Source organism: Bradyrhizobium iriomotense, from assembly GCF_018129405.1.
Classification (GTDB): domain Bacteria; phylum Pseudomonadota; class Alphaproteobacteria; order Rhizobiales; family Xanthobacteraceae; genus Bradyrhizobium; species Bradyrhizobium iriomotense_B.
This window is the reverse complement of record NZ_JAFCLP010000004.1, coordinates 372,687-388,868: the sequence shown is the minus strand read 5'-3', so window position 1 is coordinate 388,868 and position 16,182 is coordinate 372,687. Positions and strand designations below refer to the sequence as shown.

Sequence of the window (16,182 nt, the reverse complement as noted above, 5' to 3'; positions counted from 1 at the left end):
ACCGCGTCATTCATTTCTTCGGCAGGCGCCCCATCAGATAGAACTCCTCGTTCGGCCGCATGCCCGTGAAATTCGCCAATCGGTTCGACAGCGCGAAGAAGGCGGAGATGGCGGCGATGTCCCAGATGTCGTCGTCGCTGAAGCCGTGCGGCTGAAGCGCGGCGAAATCCTCTTCCGAGACGCGCTGCGCATCGGCGGAGACCTTCATCGCGAAATCGAGCATCGCCTTCTGGCGCGGCGTGATGTCGGCCTTGCGGTAGTTCACCGCGACCTGGTCGGCGATCAGCGGATTCTTGGCGCGGATGCGCAGGATCGCGCCATGGGCGATCACGCAATACTGGCACTGGTTGGCGGCCGACGTCGCCACCACGATCATCTCGCGTTCGGCTTTCGTCAGGCCGCCGTCCTTCTCCATCAGCGCGTCGTGATAGGCGAAGAAGGCGCGGAACTCGTCGGGGCGGTAGGCCAGGGTGAGAAACACGTTCGGCACGAAGCCGCTCTTTTCCTGCACGGCGAGAAGGCGGGTGCGGATGTCCTCGGGAAGCGTGTCGAGAGCGGGAGCGGGGAAGCGTTGCGCGGCGGTTTTTGTCATGTGCATGGTTCCGGCTTGGGGCCGGCAACCATAGTCGATGCGGGTGGCGGCCTCAATGTGCAGGTATGTGGGGGCGCGTGCCACACACTCGCTGTCATCGCCCGATTTAATCGGGCGATCCAGTATTCCAGAAGCGGCGATGGGATACGGAGACGCCGCGGCGTACTGGATGCCCCGCCTTCGCGGGGCATGACAGTGTGCTCGAGGTGCGAGCGTGGCCTTACCGCAGCGGCTTCTTCAGCAGCGAGAAGCGGTCCGGGTCGAGCCCCATCGAAGGCTGCAGCATCGGGGCTTCGAGGCTGGACATCGTCTTCGTGGGCGGGGCCGAGAACACCGGATCGTTCGGCACGTCACGCTGCGAGGTGGCGCCGCGCCAGCGCTCCAGCACGGCGCCGACGAAATGCATGTCGTGGCCGGATGTGAGCGAGGGAACGCTGCTGATGGTGGCTTCGCCGCGCGGCAATTGGTGCGGCGGCACCTCCTTGAAGCGGAGACGGGTCGGCAGCGCGACGCCTTCGCCGAACGCCAGCACCTCGCGGGTGCCGAGCGAGGGCACGAAGGACAAGAGGTTCGCGGCTGCGTCCGACACCGCAGCGCGCAGCAGCGCCTGGTCGCGGTCGTTGGCAAGACGCATCGTGAACAGCGTGTTGCACTGGGAGATGATGGTGGCGTCGAGCTCTGCCGGGCGCTGCGTGATCAGGCCGAGATAGACGCCGTATTTGCGGCCTTCCTTGGCGATGCGCGACACCGCCTTGCGGGTCGGGCCGAAGCCGACATTGCGGTCGGCGGAGGCGTAGCGGTGCGCTTCCTCGCAGACGAACAGCAGCGGCGAGACGCCGTCGCTCCAGAGGCCGAAATCGAAGGCCATGCGGCAGAGCACCGAGACGACGGAATCGATGACCTCGGCCGGGAAGCCGGCGAGCTGCATCACCGTCATCGGCTTGCCGTTGGCGGGCAGGCGGAACAGATGGCTGATGACCTCGGCCATGGTATCGCCGCCGACATTGGCGTTGTCGAACATGAAGGCGTAGCGCGGGTCGTTGCGCACGGCATCGATGCGCGAGATCAGCTTGTGATAGATGATGCGCGAGGAGCGGTTCTCCAGCTTGCCCATGCGCTCGTCGATCAGCGAGATCAGGTCGACCAGGCGGTACGGCACCGGCGTGTCGACGGTGTAGCCGACCTGCTTGGGATCGATGCGCTTCAGGCCGATGCGGTCGGCGTTCTGGTACTGGGTGTAGACGCCCTTGGCGATCGGGATCACCTCGGCGAGGATGTCGAGCTCCTCGGGCACGCCGGGGCGGCCCGCGAACAGCACGTCGACGATTTCCTCGAAGTTGAACAGCCAGAACGGCAGCTTCAGGTTCCGCGGGTTCAGCACCAGCGCGCGGTCGCCGAAGCAGCGGCCATATTCGTTGTGGACGTCGAGCAGGAAGATGCGCAGGTTCGGCCGCGCCTTCAGGATCTCGTTGAGCAGCAGCGAGACGCCGGTCGATTTGCCGACGCCGGTCGAGCCCAGCACGGCAAAATGCTTGGACAGCATTTCCTCGACGTCGACATAGGCGATGACGGAGCGGTCCTGCTGGAGGAAGCCGACATTGATCTGGTCCGATCCGGTCGGCGCGTAGATCGTGCGCAGCTCCTGGCTCGTGATCAGCTCGACCGCATCGCCGATGGTCGGATAGTTGGTGACGCCGCGCTGGAATTTGGCCTTGTCGGCGGCGTTGAGGATTTCGCCGAGCAGGTCAACCGAGGCGATCGCGATGTAATTGTCCGTGCTCGACAAATTCTCGCAGGAGACCTCGGTGATCATCGCGACGATGACCGAGCTGGCGCAGCGAATGCTGACGAAGCGGCCGACGGTGGCCCGAACCTCCGAGATCGGCATCTGGCTGGTCGCCAAGAGCCCGACCCGGGCGAGCGATCCGCGAACCGAAATCACGCGTCCAAAGGATGTCACGATGAATCAACCTGGCAAGAGCGAGGAATTTGTTCCCGACTATGCGTGGCCGTCGCTGGACAAACGGTTAAACGCCGGGCGCACCCGCTCCGTTAAATCCGCGGTAATTCGGTCGGAAGTTTCGTCGCAAATGCAAATTTGGGGATGGAAACGCGGGGAAAATGCTGCATTTCGAGGCCGGGTGGGGGCGTGGCGGCCTTAAGGAAGATTTTACCATCCCGGCAGGCTGCCGTTCGTCCAGCGAACCCGCGCGAGCGGCCCGGGGTCCATTGGCAACCGGTGTGGTGGTTGATTTGTTGACGGGACCTAATCATTTGTACATTAGTACAAATGAAATCGTAACCATCGCTGCCGCGCTGAGGCACGCGTCGTTGTGTACCCGCGTCTTAATCGCGCCGTCGGTCAGGCGGAACGCAGCCACGCCTTACTGGACAAGCCCTGGAGGAAATCATGCAGCCCGAACCGATCCTCGATCTCGCCCATCTCGGCCACATGGAATTGCTGACGCCGAAGCCCGACGAGAGTCTGAAATTCTTCGTCGACGTGATGGGGATGACCGTCAGCGGGCAGAAGGGCGAGTCGGTCTATCTGCGCGGCTGGGATGATTACGAGCGCTATTCGCTCAAGCTCACGGCGTCAAAGACATCGGGCATGGAGCACATGGCGCTGCGCGCGCGCAGCCAGCAGGCGCTGGAGCGGCGTGTTGCGGCGCTCAAGGGCTCGGGCTTCGACATCGGCTGGATCGACGGCGACATGGGGCAGGGGCCGACGTTCCGCTGCCGCGACCCTGATGGTCACATCGTCGAGCTCTATTACGAGACCGAATGGTATCAGGCGCCGCCGGAGCTCAAGCCCGCGCTGAAGAACCAGGCGCAGCGCTTTCCCGCCCGCGGCGTCAATGTCCGCCGGCTCGACCACCTCAACTGCCTTGCCGTCGACATCAAGGCCAACCGCGAGTTCTTCGAAAACTATCTCGGCTGCCGGCTCACCGAGCAGATCGTGCTTAATGACGGCCGCGAGGCGGCGATGTGGCTGACGATGTCGAACAAGAGCTACGACTTCGCCTATTCGCTCGACCATTCCGGCGTGCCGGGCCGCTTCCACCACGTCACCTACGCGCTCGACAGCCGCGAGGAGATCCTGCGTGCCGCCGACATCTTCCTGGAGAACGGCGTGCATATCGAGACCGGCCCGCACAAGCACGCGATCCAGCAGACCTTCTTCCTCTACGTCTACGAGCCCGGCGGCAACCGCGTCGAGGTCGCCAATGCCGGCGCACGCCTCATCCTCGCGCCGGACTGGAAGCCGATCGTGTGGACCGAGGAGGAGCGCAAGAAGGGCCAGGCCTGGGGATTGAAGACGATTGAATCCTTCCACACCCACGGCACGCCTCCGGTGGAGGTGAAGAAGCACGGCTAATGTTGTGCCTCTGATATTTCATTCAGCGTCATTCCGGGGCGACGCGAAGCGGCGAGGTATGATGCGCAATTGCGCATCCGAGAATCCATAACCCCGGCTGGTGGTTATGGATTCCGGGCTCCCTCGCTGCGCTCGGGCCCCGGAATGACACTAGTGCACTGACGCGCGCACCTTCGCGATTGTCTCGCGCACGCCAGTCCATGCCGGCTTGTCCGGTGCGAACTGCCGGCGCAGGAAGGTGACGAGCTCCTCGACCTGTGCGTCGCTCATGCTGTTCCTGAACGCCGGCATGTAGCCGAGATCGCTCGAGACCGGCTCGGTGATGCCGTGCAGGATCACCTGGACGAGATTGTCCGATGTCGCGCTGTGCAGATTGCTGTTGAGTGCGAGCGAGGGACGGCTGCCGAACAGCGGCAGGCCGCCAACCTCGTGGCAGACCGCGCAGGCGCCTTGATAGAGGCGCGCGCCGGTGGAGGAGGCGACGGTGACCTGCGTTGCGCTTTCCAGCCGCGCCGCAAGCGCGTCCGGCGTCTCGGCTGCGCTGTCGCTGAATGAATTGAGATAGACCGCCATCGCACGGATGTCCTGGTCGGGCAGGGCCTTGAGATCCCTGACGATCGGGGCCATCGGGCCGGCGGCGACGCCGTGATAGCGCGAATGACCGGTGCGCAAATAGGCGTAGAGCTCGTCCTCGTTCCAGGGGATCGGCGCGTGCGAGAGTGAGCTCAGTGGCGGCGCTTCCCAGCCCTCGGCAAAACCGCCGGCGAGATAGGCATTGCGCTGCTCGGCGCCGAGCGCGTTGCGCGGCGAATGGCAGGCGCTGCAATGGCCGAGGCTCTCGACGAGATAGGCGCCGCGATTCCAGGCCTCGGATTGGGCGGGATCGGGCTTGAACTCGTGCGCTTGATGGAACAGCGCATTCCAGCCCGCGAGCAGCGGGCGGAGATTGAACGGGAAGGCGAGCGTGTTCGCGGGCGCCGTGGCGTGCACCGAAGGCTGCGCCATCAGGTAGGCGTAGAGCGCCTGCATGTCGGCATCGCCAGTCCTCGCAAAATGCGCGTAGGGGAAGGCGGGATAGAGCTGGCGCCCGTCGCGGTGCAAGCCATCGCGCATCGCGCGCTCGAAGGCGGGATAGGACCAGGCGCCGATGCCGGTCTCGACATCGGGCGTGATGTTGGTTGAATAGATCGTGCCGAACGGCGTCTGAAGCGCGCGGCCGCCGGCGTTGAGCACGCCGCTGAGGCTGGTGTGGCACTCCGCGCAATTGCCGAGTGCGGCAAGCAGCTCTCCGCGTGCGATCGTCGCCGCGGAATAGACCGATGCATCCGGGCGCGCGATCGGCGCAATCGCGCGCCCGGGCAGAAGCGCGGCGCCGATGCCGATCGCGGCGGTACAGACGGCGGCGATCGTTGCAAGGATGCCGGCGCGCTTGGCGAATGGATTTTCCCAGATGCGAGATGGAGGCGGCGCAATGGGCGGGGGCAGAACTTGCGGCACGGGCGATGTTTCACCGTGCAATCCCCTAAGGATGCGATCGGGCGTAAACGGCGGCTCGCGGAAGCGGACGCCGGTGGCATCGAAGATCGCATTGGCAATCGCCGCCGCGCTCGGCACGGACGCGGACTCGCCGACGCCGAGCGGCGGCTGGTCTTGCCGCGGCAGCATCAAAACGTCGATCTTGGGCACGTCGGGAAAGGGGATGATCGGATAGGCGCCCCATTCACGCGCCGCCACCGCGCCGCGCTCGAACGAGACCTCCTCCATCAGCGCGCGGCTGGTGGACTGGATGACATTGCCGTGGATCTGGTGGCGGACGCCGTCCGGATTGATCATCAGGCCGGAGTCCTGGCCGGCGACGACGCGCGTGACGCTGACGTCGCCGGTGGTCTTGTTCACGGCGACGTCTGCGATCCAGGCCGACCACGCCGCGCCATAGCCGGGAAACTTGCTGTGGACGTAGAGCGCATAGGCAAAGCCGCGCCCGTGCACGACCTCGCCATCCTTCTCCTCGCGGACCGGGCGCGGCGTCCAGCCCGCGCGTTCGGCGACCGCATTGACGAGATCGATCGCGCGCGGGTCTTTCAGGTAGCGCAGGCGATATGCGATCGGATCGACGCCGGCCTCGGTCGCTGCCTCGTCGATATAGGATTCATGGGCAAAGGTGTTCGGCAGCGCCGAGACGCCGCGAAACCAGGAGGCGCGCACGATCGGCGCCATGTCGTGGGCGACGACGCGCATGTGGTCGTAATCGTAAGGCGGGATCGCGGTGCGGTCGCCCATCTGAAGCACCGCGGGATCAGGCGCGATGCGACCGGTGAGCAAGAGCGCGAGCGTCGGGGCGGCGTTCGAGGGATAGCGCGTGGCGAGATCGTAGGCGGCGATACCGCCGTCGGCATCGAGCCCGCCATTGACGTCGATGAGCTGCGCGGTGCCCTTGGGCTCCCAGGCATGCTCCTGCTCGCGCGTCAATTGCACGCGCACGGGCCGGCCGACGGCGCGAGAGAGCAGCAGGGCGTCCGCCGTGACGTCATCGGCGCAGTTGCGGCCGTAGCAGCCGGCGGCCTCTAGCCTGACGACCTCGATCTCGCTCTCGGGACGCCCGATCAGCAGCGCCAGATCGCTGCGCAGCACGTGCGGGTTCTGCGTGCCGGACCAGACACGGATATTGCCTTCCTGAAAATCGGCGACCGCGCATGAGGGGCCGATCGAGGCGTGCATCTGATACGGCCAGACGTAAGTGCGCTGCATCGGCTTGGCCGCGCCTGCTATCGCCTTGTCGACCTCGCCCTTGTCGATCAGCGTGCGCGGCGTCGATGGATTGGCGCGCAGTGCGGTCTCGACATCGGCGAGGTCGGTAAGCTTGGGCGTCGGCTTCCAGCTCAGCTTGAGCTGTTCGGCGGCACGAATCGCGTTCTCCTCGCGTTCGGCAACGATGCCGACGAAATCGCCGATGCGCACGACGGCGATGATTCCGGGAATGTCGCGCACTGAGGATTCATCGACCGCGAGCAGGCTGGTGCCGACGAACGGGCCGGCATCGACGCCGGCATAGGGCGGGCGCACCACGCGGCCGTGCAGCATGCCTGGCAGGCGAATGTCGTGGACGAAGGTCACTTCGCCCGTGGCCTTGGCCGGCACGTCGACGCGCGGGACGGAGTGGCCGACGATGGCATAGTCGCCCACCGGCTTCACGGTGACGTCGTCTTCGAGCTCGAGCCGGATCTCTTCGCCGCCGATCAGCTCGCCATAGCTGACGCTGCGGTTGTCGTGCCCGCGCACGAGGCCGTCTTCGATCTTGAGATCGGCGGCCGGCAGCTCCAACCGTTCGGCCGCGCGTGCGATCAAGAAGTGCCGCGCCTGCGCTGCGGCCTTGCGCAAGGGGACGGCGGTGATCTGGATGGTCTCGCTGGCGATCGTCGCGCCCTGGTTCGGCACCAATGCCGTGTCGCCGAGCACGACCACGACGCGCGCAAAGGAGACGTCGAGTTCTTCGGCGACGATCTGGCCGAGTGCGGTGCGTATGCCGGTGCCGAGATCGACATGGCCGTTATAGGCGGTGACCGAGCCGTCCGCGGTAATGCGGACGAAGGTCTCGGATGTGATCTCGTCCACGCTGCGGACGACGACGAGCGAGCCGGACGGCCGCTCAGCTCCGTTCGAAACAGGGGAGGCCATCAATCTATGGCCTCGGCAAGCTGGCCCGATGCGCGCATCACCGCGCGCAGGATTTCGACATGCGTGCCGCAGCGGCAGAGATTGTAGCGCAGCGCCGCCAGGGCCTCTTGCTCGGTCGGCTGAGGGTTGATCGCCAGCAGCGCCTTGGTGGTCATGATCATGCCGTTGAGGCAGTAGCCGCATTGTGCGGCCTGCTCGTCGATGAAGGCTTGCTGCACCACATCAGGCTTGTCGCGCGTGCCGAGGCCTTCGAGCGTCACGATGTCGCGCCCGGCGCAGCCTCCGATGGGAATCACGCAGGAGCGCGCCGCGGCGCCGTCGATCAGGACAGTACAGGTGCCGCATTCGCCGAGACCGCAACCATATTTCGGGCCGTTGAGCGCGAGATCGTTGCGCAGCACATAGAGCAGCGGCGTGTCGCGCGCCGCGGTGATCTCGTGGATCCTGCCGTTCACGGTGAGGCGGATCGGTGTCTGCGTCATCCCTGTTCCCAAGCCCAAGACCATGCATTCGCAAAAATTCTACGTCGCGACGATACCGTTTGTACACAAACGTGCAAGCCGTGCATGTCGCACTGCAGCGCGATTGCCTTCTTTGTGGACAGAGCCGATAGGCAAATGAGGTTTTATGCGGCAGCCGCATCTTTTGCGCTGCACCGCCGCTTGACAGCCGCAGGGGACCGCGCGCAACATCGTTCGTATACGAATGATAACGACGTCTCCGCTGGCTTTCGACATGGTGATGGAAACAACGAGCACCGCCACCGACAAGATCCGCTGCGATGCCTGTCCGGTGATGTGCTACATCAAGCCGGGCGCGGCGGGCGCCTGCGACCGCTATGCCAACCACGACGGCAAGCTCGTCCGCGTCGATCCGCACGTGATCCTGGAGCGCACCGTCTCGCATGGCGGCAAGCTCGTTCCGTTCAGCCGCACGGAAGACTGGGACGGCAAGATCGTCCACGAACCCTCGACCTTCGTCACCGCGATCGGCGCGGGCACCACCTATCCCGACTACAAGCCCGCGCCGTTCATCGTCTCCGCAGAGGTCGACGGCGTCGACATGGTGACCGTGGTCACCGAGGGCATCTTCTCCTATTGCGGCATCAAGGTGAAGATCGACACCGACCGCTATCTCGGCCCGGAAACCGCGACCGTGCGCGCGCAGGGCGAGGCGGTCGGCCATGTCACGACCAGCGAATACGGCTCGCAGATGCTGTCGCTCGGCGGCGTGCATCATCTCACCGGCGGCTCCAAGAAGGAGGGTCGCGTCACCTGCGACACGCTGATGGACCTCGCCAATTGCAAGGCGGTGGAGCTGACCATCGACGGCGGCGCGACCGTGGTGGTGCAGGCCGGTCAGCCGCCGATCGTCAACGGCGTGAAGGAAGAGCGCATGCGCGTCGGCTGCGGCTCGGCGACGATCGGCATGTTCGCCAAGCAATGGCACGGCAAGGTCGATGAGGTCGTCGTGGTCGACGACCACATCACCGGCGTGCTGAGCGAGCATCAGGCCGGCAAGCTGCTCGACATTGCCGACACCGGCATCAAGATGAAGGGCCGCCGCTCGACGCCCGGCCGCTATTTCCAGGTCGCCGATCCCGGCACGGGATGGGGCGGCACCAACATCTCCGATCCGCTATCGATCCTCGGGCCCTTCGACAAGAAGGAGGCGAAGGCCGGGTTGACCATGCTGATGGTGTCCACGACCGGTGAGCATTCGTCCTATTACGTGCTCGACGAGGCCTTGAATCCGGTCGAGACCGAGATGCCGGCCGACCTGAAGTTCTCGGTCGAGCGCATCCAGGAAAATTGCGAGCCGGCGCTGTGCACGGTGCTGTTCATGGCAGGCGCGGGCGGTTCGCTGCGCGCCGGTGTCACCGACAATCCGGTGCGGCTGACGCGCTCGGTGAAGGACGCGCTGACGCGCGTCACCAGCGGCGGTGCGCCGGTCTATGTCTGGCCGGGCGGCGGCATCACCTACATGGTCGACGTCACGCAGATGCCGGCGGGCGCCTTCGGCTACGTGCCGACACCGGCGCTGGTCGCGCCGATCGAATTCACGATGAAGCTGACGGACTACGCCGCGCTCGGCGGGCACATGGACTACGTGAAGCCGCTCTCCGAGGTGCAGAACGGCGACGATGTCCGCCAGTTGCCCTGGCAGAACCCGATCCCGGGACCTCGGGCATGACGCGGCTCCCGCAAATCGCATTGCTGTCTGATGGCCGGCGGCTGCATTTGCAGGATGGACCGATTGATCTGATCGTGGAGACGAGGGGGCGTGCGGACGCTGTGCGTGCGGCTTATGACGCCGCAGCGCGGCGTTTCACCGGGCTGCTCGACGAGCTCTGTGCGGAACTGCCGGGCCTGCGCGCGGCGGCCGAGGAGAAAACCTTGCTGAAGGGCGTCGTCGCGCGCCGCATGCACGCTGCTGTCGCGCCTTATGCCGCCGATTGCTTCATCACGCCGATGGCCGCGGTGGCCGGCAGCGTGGCGGAGGAGATTTTGGGTGCAATGCTGGGCGCCGCGGCACTCGACCGGGCCTACGTCAATAATGGCGGTGATATCGCGCTGCATATCGGTAGGGGCGAGCATTTCGCTGTCGGCCTGATGGACCGGCCGGATCGCGACGGCGTGATGCGGACCATGAGGGTCGATGCGAACGATCCCGTGCGCGGGATTGCGACCAGCGGACGCCACGGCCGCAGCTTTTCGCTCGGGATCGCGGACGCCGTCACGGTGCTGGCGGCGACCGCCTCGCAGGCCGATGCGGCGGCCACGATCATCGCCAATGCTGTCGATCTGCCCGGACATCCCGCCATCATCCGAATGCCCGCGAACGAGCTTCAGCCCGACAGCGATCTCGGCGCGCGCCTCGTGACCCGTGATGTCGGCGAATTGTCTCACAATGAGATCGCGGTCGCGCTGGAATCTGGCGCGGAATGTGCACGGCAATTGTTCGATCGCGGACTGATCGAGGGCGCCGTGCTGCGGCTTTGTGGTGATATGCTTGTCATCGGAACAAAGGATATAGAAGAGCAACGATCGCGCCCGCTTGTGCTGGAGAACGCGGTCTGTGCCTGAACAGGGAAGCGACTTGAGGAAACAATCATGAGCGCGGTCATCCGCAAGATCGTCACCGTCGTCGAAGAGACGCAGATGGAGATGGGACGCCAGGTCTCGCCGCCGACCCGGCGCGCCGCCGCGATCGCCGTCATCGAGAATCCCTTTGCGGGAAAATATGTCGAGGATCTCTCGCCGCTGATCGCGATCGGCGAGGAGCTCGGCGAGCTCTTGTCGAAGCGCGCTGTGGCGGCGCTCGGCATCGAAGGCGCCAAGGCACAGAGCTACGGCAAGGCCGCGGCCGTCGGCGAGAACGGCGAGCTGGAGCATGCGGCCGCGATCCTTCACCCCAAGATGGGTGCGCCGGTGCGCAAGGTTCTGGGCAAGGGCGCGGCGCTGATCCCGTCGTCGAAGAAGCGCAGCGGGCCGGGCACGACGCTCGATATTCCGCTGGGGCACAAGGACGCCGCCTTCGTGCGCAGTCATTTCGACGGCATGGAGGTGCAGATCAACGACGCGCCGCGCGCCAACGAGATCATGGTCGCGGTCGCCGTCACTGACAGCGGCCGTCCGCTGCCGCGCGTCGGCGGGCTGACGGTTGCGGAAGTCAAGGGCGAAGACGGTCTGAGATAGGGTTTGAACCGGGGAGGCGGGCACAGCTTCTCCGACAAGATCACGCTGAAGACGTAGAGAGTTCAAAACTGGAGGTTGGGATGCGAGCGAGAAACTATTTTGTAGGCGCGGCCTTGGCGCTTCTGGCCGGCGGTATGGCCCATTCGGCCGTGGCGCAGGACATCAAGATCGGTGAGATCAACAGCTATTCGCTGCTGCCGGCATTCACCGAGCCCTATCGCAAGGGCTGGCAGCTCGCGGTCGAGGAGATCAACGCGGCCGGCGGCATCAACGGCAAGAAGCTGGTCGTCGTCTCCAAGGATGACGGCGGCAAGCCTGCCGACGCGCAGACCGCCGCCAACGAGCTGGTCTCGAGCGAGGGTGTCGCGATGCTCGCGGGCACCTTCCTGTCGAACATCGGCCTTGCCGTCTCTGACTTCGCCAACCAGAAGAAGGTGTTCTTCCTCGCGGCCGAGCCGCTGACGGATGCGGTGACCTGGTCCAAGGGCAACAAGTACACCTTCCGCCTGCGCCCCTCCAACTACATGCAGGCCGCGATGCTGGTGGAAGCCGCCAGCAAGCTGCCCGCAAAACGCTGGGCGACGATCGCGCCGAACTACGAGTACGGCCAGTCGGCAGTCGCGGTGTTCAAGAAGCTGATGTCGGAGAAGCGCCCCGACATCCAGTGGGTCGACGAGCAGTGGCCGCCGCAGGGCAAGATCGATGCGGGCCCGGTGGTGCAGGCGGTTGCCGCCGCCAATCCCGAGGCGATCCTCAACGTCACCTTCGGCGCCGATCTCGTCAAGCTCGTGCGCGAAGGAAACACCCGCGGGCTGTTCAAGGGCCGCGAGGTGGTGTCGTTCCTGACCGGCGAGCCCGAATATCTCGATCCGCTCAAGGACGAGACGCCGGAGGGCTGGATCGTCACCGGCTATCCCTGGTACTCGATCAAGACGCCCGAGCATGATGCGTTCCTGAAGGCCTATCAGGCCAAGTACAACGACTATCCGCGTCTCGGCTCGATCGTCGGCTACCAGACCATCAAGTCGGCGGCCGCCATTCTCGCGAAGGCCGGCTCGACCGATCCGGAGAAGCTGATCGCCGCGGCTGAAGGTCTGTCGATGCCGTCGCCGTTCGGCGAGATCACCTTCCGCAAGATCGACCATCAGTCGACGCTCGGCGCTTACGTCGGCAAGACCGCGCTGAAGGACGGCAAGGGCGTGATGGTGGACTCGTCCTACAAGAAGGGCGCGGACTATCTGCCGAGCGACGCCGAAGTCGAGAAGCTGCGGCCGAAGGATTGAACTCCGCTGCCGTAGGGTGGGTTAGCCCTGCGGATGCGCAAAGCGCATCTGCGGGGCGTAACCCACCACTTTCGGCGCCACACGAGAAAAGCTGGTGGGTTACGCTTCGCTAACCCACCCTACGATTTCTCAGACTTAACTAACCCGGACCGCCGATGGCCTTTTACGTCGTACAGTTTCTGACCGGTCTCGCCAGCGCAGCGTCGCTGTTCCTGGTGGCGTCGGGCCTGTCGATCATCTTCGGCGTGACGCGGATCGTGAATTTCGCTCACGGCGCCTTCTACATGATCGGCGCCTATATCGCCTTCACGCTGACGGAGCGCCTCTCCGGCGCGTTCGGCTTCTGGGGCAGCATCGTGCTGGCCGCGCTCGCGGTGGCGCTGATCGGCGTGCTGGTCGAGATGGTGCTGCTCCGCCGCATCTATCATGCGCCCGAACTGTTCCAGTTGCTCGCGACCTTCGGCCTGACCTTGATGGTCGAGGATCTCGTCGTGCTGATCTGGGGGCCCGACGATCTCGTCGGCCGCCGCGCGCCGGGCTTCAAGGGCGCGATCGATTTCTTCAGCCAGAACATCCCGAGCTACGATCTGTTCCTGATCGTGCTGGGCCCTGTCGTGCTCGGCATTCTCTGGCTGCTGTTCCAGCGCACGCGCTGGGGCGTGCTGGTGCGCGCGGCGACGCAGGATCGCGACATGGTCGCCGCGCTCGGCGTCAATCAGAAATGGCTGTTCACATCAGTGTTCGCTGTCGGCGTCTTCCTCGCCGCCCTCGGCGGCGCGCTCCAGATCCCGCGCGATGCCGTGCATCATGCGATGGACCTGCGCATCATTGTCGAGGTCTTCGTCGTCGTCGTGATCGGCGGCCTCGGCAGTATCGTCGGCGCCTTCGTTGCGGCGGTGCTGGTGTCGGAATTGAATGCCTTCGGCATCCTGATCTTCCCAAAGATCTCCATCATCCTGGTCTTCCTGGTGATGGCGGTGGTGCTGATCGTTCGCCCGTGGGGACTGTTCGGCAAGCCCGAGGCCGCGGCGCGCAAGACGCCGGGTCTCACCGTCAATCCCTGGCGGCCGCTGACGTCGAACGAGCGGCTGGCCTCGCTGGCGGCGCTCGTCATCGCGGCGACGCTGCCGCTGTTCGCGGGCAACTACGCGCTGACCGTCGGCTCGGAGATCGCGATCTTCGTGATCTTCGCCGTCTCCCTGCATTTCCTGATGTCGGTCGGCGGGCTCGCGTCCTTCGGCCACGCCGCCTATTTCGGCCTCGGCGCCTACGGCATCGCCTTCCTCGCCAAGATGGCGGGGCTGCCGATGATTGTCTGTCTCTTGCTCGGTCCGCTGCTCGGCTGCATGGGCGCGGCCGTATTCGGCTTCTTCGCCGTGCAGCTTTCCGGCGTCTATTTCGCGATGCTGACACTCGCCTTCGCGCAGATCGTCTGGTCGATCGCGTTCCAGTGGGTCAGCGTCACGGGCGGAGACAACGGCATCCTGGGTGTGTGGCCCGAGAAGTGGGCGGCGAGCCCGTCGCATTTCTATTGGCTGGCACTTGGCGTCGCCGCGCTCGTGACCATCGCCTTGCGGATCGCTGTGTTCTCGCCGTTCGGCTATGCGCTCCGCGCCACGCGCGACTCGGTGCTGCGCAGCGAGGCGATCGGCATCGACGCCAAGCGCATCCAGTGGACGGCCTTCGTGATCGCAGGCACGACCGCCGGCATCGGCGGCGCGCTGTTCGCATACCTGAAGGGCAGCGTCTTCCCTGATAATCTCGGCATCTCGCTCTCCGTCGATGCGCTGGTCATGGTGTTGCTCGGCGGCGTCGAGACGGTATCGGGCGCGGTGATCGGCGCCATCGTCTACAAAGCCCTCAACATCTGGCTGGTCAGCCAGACCGATCTATCGAAGCTCGTGCTCGGCGGCTTCATCGTGCTGATCGTCGTCGTCTTCCCCAAGGGCATCGTCGGCATGCTGGAGATGCTGGCGCAGCGGCGCAGGAAGTCATCGCCGCCGGGATCCCCCTTGCTTGCCAAGCCGATCGAGTCCGCCGAATGAGCGTCGCACCCCCACTTCTCGCGGTCGAAGGCCTGACCAAATCCTATGGCGGCATCCATGCCGTGCGCGGCGTCTCGTTCTCTCTGCGCGCCGGCGAAATTTTGGCACTGATCGGGCCCAACGGCGCCGGCAAGAGCACCTGCTTCGACATGCTCAACGGCCAGAATAAGCCTGATAGCGGACACGTCCGCCTGCTCGGCGAGGAGACCACCGGCAAGAAGCCGCGCGAGATCTGGCGGATGGGCGTCGGGCGCACCTTCCAGATCACCGCGACCTTCGCCACCATGACCGTGCGGGAGAACGTTCAGGTTGCGCTGATCTCGCACGGGAAGCAGCTCTATAATCTCTTCGGCTCGGCGCCGAACTTCGATCGCAACGAGGCGGGGCGGCTGCTCGAGCTGGTCGGCATGGGCGGCTATGCCGATCGTCCCTGCGGCGAGCTCGCCTATGGCGATCTCAAGCGGCTCGAGCTCGCGGTCGCGCTCGCCAATGAGCCAAAGCTGCTGCTTATGGATGAGCCGACCGCCGGCATGGCGCCGCGCGAGCGCGTCGATCTGATGCGGCTGACGGCCCAGATCGCGCGCGAAAAGTCGATCGGCGTCCTCTTCACCGAGCACGACATGGATGTGGTGTTCGAGCATGCCGATCGTATCATCGTGCTGAACCGCGGTACGTTGATCGCGGAGGGCTCGCCCGCCGAGGTGCGCGGCAATCCGCAGGTGCAGGCGGTCTATCTCGGCGAGGGCCTCGTCTATGATGCCCGCCATCGCGAGGGGACCTCGGCATGAAGCTCACGGTGCAGGACCTCAACAGCCATTATGGCCCGGCGCATATCCTGTTCGACATCGGCTTCGAGGTCGGTGAGGGCGAGGTGGTGGCGCTGCTGGGGCGCAACGGCGCCGGCAAGTCGACGACGTTCCGCTCGATCGTCGGCCTCGTCGCGCAGCGCTCCGGCCGCATCATGTTCGAGGGCAAGGACGTCTCGGCGAAGCCGACCCACGAGATCGTGCGCGAGGGCCTCGGCTACGTGCCGGAGGAGCGGCGCATCTTCACGGATCTGACGGTCGAGGAAAACCTCGAAGTCGGCCGGCAGCCCAAACGTCCGAATGCGCCGCATTGGACGCGTGAAAAACTGTTCGCGCTGTTCCCAAACCTCGGCGAGATGAAGAACCGCCCCGGCGGCCGCATGAGCGGCGGCGAGCAGCAGATGCTGACCATCGCGCGCACGCTGATGGGCAATCCGTCGCTAGTGCTGCTGGACGAGCCGTCGGAAGGCCTCTCGCCGAAGATCGTGGAGCAGATGGTCGATGCCATCCTGACCATGAAGAAGGAGGGCGTCAGCATCGTCGTCTCCGAGCAGAATCTGCATTTCGCGCGGTTGATCTCCGACCGCGCCTACATCATCGAGCGCGGCCGGATCTGCTTCGGCGGCACCATGGCCGAGCTCGATTCGCGTCCGGACATCCGCGACGCGCATCTGTCGTTGTGAAGGCAAAGGGAAGGGCAGCGG

12 protein-coding genes are annotated in these 16,182 nt (G+C 65.2%); 8 read left to right on the top strand and 4 right to left on the bottom strand.

Going from position 1 to position 16,182, the window contains the following annotated elements:
* Positions 1–10: 10 nt before the first annotated feature.
* The gene (locus tag JQ592_RS13280; RefSeq protein WP_211403295.1) at positions 11–592 is read right to left on the bottom strand and encodes a peroxidase-related enzyme; all 582 of its coding nucleotides are present in this window, start codon (positions 590–592) and stop codon (positions 11–13) included.
* Between the two features lie 220 nt (positions 593–812).
* Positions 813–2,552, bottom strand: coding sequence for an ATP-binding protein (locus JQ592_RS13275; protein WP_211403294.1), 1,740 nt, complete (start codon positions 2,550–2,552; stop codon positions 813–815).
* A 450-nt stretch (positions 2,553–3,002) separates the two neighbouring features.
* Here JQ592_RS13275 and JQ592_RS13270 point away from each other — a divergent pair, with 450 nt between their 5' ends.
* Entirely contained in the window at positions 3,003–3,971 is a 969-nt protein-coding gene (locus JQ592_RS13270) for a catechol 2,3-dioxygenase (RefSeq protein ID WP_211403293.1), read from the top strand.
* Between the two features lie 150 nt (positions 3,972–4,121).
* Here JQ592_RS13270 and JQ592_RS13265 read toward each other — a convergent pair whose 3' ends face one another.
* Positions 4,122–7,646, bottom strand: a complete 3,525-nt coding sequence (locus tag JQ592_RS13265) for a molybdopterin cofactor-binding domain-containing protein (RefSeq protein ID WP_211403292.1) — start codon at positions 7,644–7,646, stop codon at positions 4,122–4,124.
* A complete protein-coding gene (locus tag JQ592_RS13260; protein ID WP_211403291.1) occupies positions 7,646–8,128 on the bottom strand; it encodes a (2Fe-2S)-binding protein in 483 nt (160 codons plus the stop codon). The genes JQ592_RS13265 and JQ592_RS13260 overlap by 1 nt, the downstream gene beginning before the upstream one ends.
* Before the next feature lie 253 nt (positions 8,129–8,381).
* Between JQ592_RS13260 and JQ592_RS13255 the strand changes: the two genes are divergently transcribed.
* The 7 genes from JQ592_RS13255 to JQ592_RS13225 all read left to right on the top strand — a co-directional run bounded on the left by JQ592_RS13255 (position 8,382) and on the right by JQ592_RS13225 (position 16,161).
* A complete protein-coding gene (locus JQ592_RS13255) occupies positions 8,382–9,839 on the top strand; it encodes a 6-hydroxynicotinate reductase (RefSeq protein ID WP_211403290.1) in 1,458 nt (485 codons plus the stop codon).
* Positions 9,836–10,732, top strand: coding sequence for a UPF0280 family protein (locus tag JQ592_RS13250; protein WP_211403289.1), 897 nt, complete (start codon positions 9,836–9,838; stop codon positions 10,730–10,732). The genes JQ592_RS13255 and JQ592_RS13250 overlap by 4 nt, the downstream gene beginning before the upstream one ends.
* 27 nt (positions 10,733–10,759) lie before the next feature.
* Positions 10,760–11,344: an amino acid synthesis family protein gene (locus JQ592_RS13245; RefSeq protein ID WP_211403288.1), complete on the top strand. Its 585-nt coding sequence runs from the start codon at positions 10,760–10,762 to the stop codon at positions 11,342–11,344.
* An 80-nt stretch (positions 11,345–11,424) separates the two neighbouring features.
* Complete coding sequence (locus JQ592_RS13240; RefSeq protein ID WP_211403287.1) at positions 11,425–12,627, top strand: ABC transporter substrate-binding protein; 1,203 nt, start codon at positions 11,425–11,427, stop codon at positions 12,625–12,627.
* A 155-nt stretch (positions 12,628–12,782) separates the two neighbouring features.
* Positions 12,783–14,672: an ABC transporter permease gene (locus JQ592_RS13235; RefSeq protein WP_211403286.1), complete on the top strand. Its 1,890-nt coding sequence runs from the start codon at positions 12,783–12,785 to the stop codon at positions 14,670–14,672.
* Positions 14,669–15,460: an ABC transporter ATP-binding protein gene (locus JQ592_RS13230; protein WP_211403285.1), complete on the top strand. Its 792-nt coding sequence runs from the start codon at positions 14,669–14,671 to the stop codon at positions 15,458–15,460. The genes JQ592_RS13235 and JQ592_RS13230 overlap by 4 nt, the downstream gene beginning before the upstream one ends.
* Positions 15,457–16,161 carry an ABC transporter ATP-binding protein gene (locus JQ592_RS13225; protein WP_211403284.1) on the top strand — a complete coding sequence of 235 codons (705 nt, stop codon included), beginning with the start codon at positions 15,457–15,459 and terminating at the stop codon, positions 16,159–16,161. The genes JQ592_RS13230 and JQ592_RS13225 overlap by 4 nt, the downstream gene beginning before the upstream one ends.
* Positions 16,162–16,182 lie beyond the last annotated feature (21 nt).

Bases quoted from the DNA above. Each gene is read 5' to 3' on its own strand.
- JQ592_RS13280 (WP_211403295.1), bottom strand. From the start codon at position 592: ATGACAAAAACCGCCGCGCAACGCTTCCCCGCTCCCGCTCTCGACACG.
- JQ592_RS13270 (WP_211403293.1), top strand. From the start codon at position 3,003: ATGCAGCCCGAACCGATCCTCGATCTCGCCCATCTCGGCCACATGGAA.
- JQ592_RS13265 (WP_211403292.1), bottom strand. From the start codon at position 7,646: ATGGCCTCCCCTGTTTCGAACGGAGCTGAGCGGCCGTCCGGCTCGCTC.
- JQ592_RS13260 (WP_211403291.1), bottom strand. From the start codon at position 8,128: ATGACGCAGACACCGATCCGCCTCACCGTGAACGGCAGGATCCACGAG.
- JQ592_RS13255 (WP_211403290.1), top strand. From the start codon at position 8,382: ATGGTGATGGAAACAACGAGCACCGCCACCGACAAGATCCGCTGCGAT.
- JQ592_RS13250 (WP_211403289.1), top strand. From the start codon at position 9,836: ATGACGCGGCTCCCGCAAATCGCATTGCTGTCTGATGGCCGGCGGCTG.
- JQ592_RS13245 (WP_211403288.1), top strand. From the start codon at position 10,760: ATGAGCGCGGTCATCCGCAAGATCGTCACCGTCGTCGAAGAGACGCAG.
- JQ592_RS13240 (WP_211403287.1), top strand. From the start codon at position 11,425: ATGCGAGCGAGAAACTATTTTGTAGGCGCGGCCTTGGCGCTTCTGGCC.
- JQ592_RS13235 (WP_211403286.1), top strand. From the start codon at position 12,783: ATGGCCTTTTACGTCGTACAGTTTCTGACCGGTCTCGCCAGCGCAGCG.
- JQ592_RS13230 (WP_211403285.1), top strand. From the start codon at position 14,669: ATGAGCGTCGCACCCCCACTTCTCGCGGTCGAAGGCCTGACCAAATCC.
- JQ592_RS13225 (WP_211403284.1), top strand. From the start codon at position 15,457: ATGAAGCTCACGGTGCAGGACCTCAACAGCCATTATGGCCCGGCGCAT.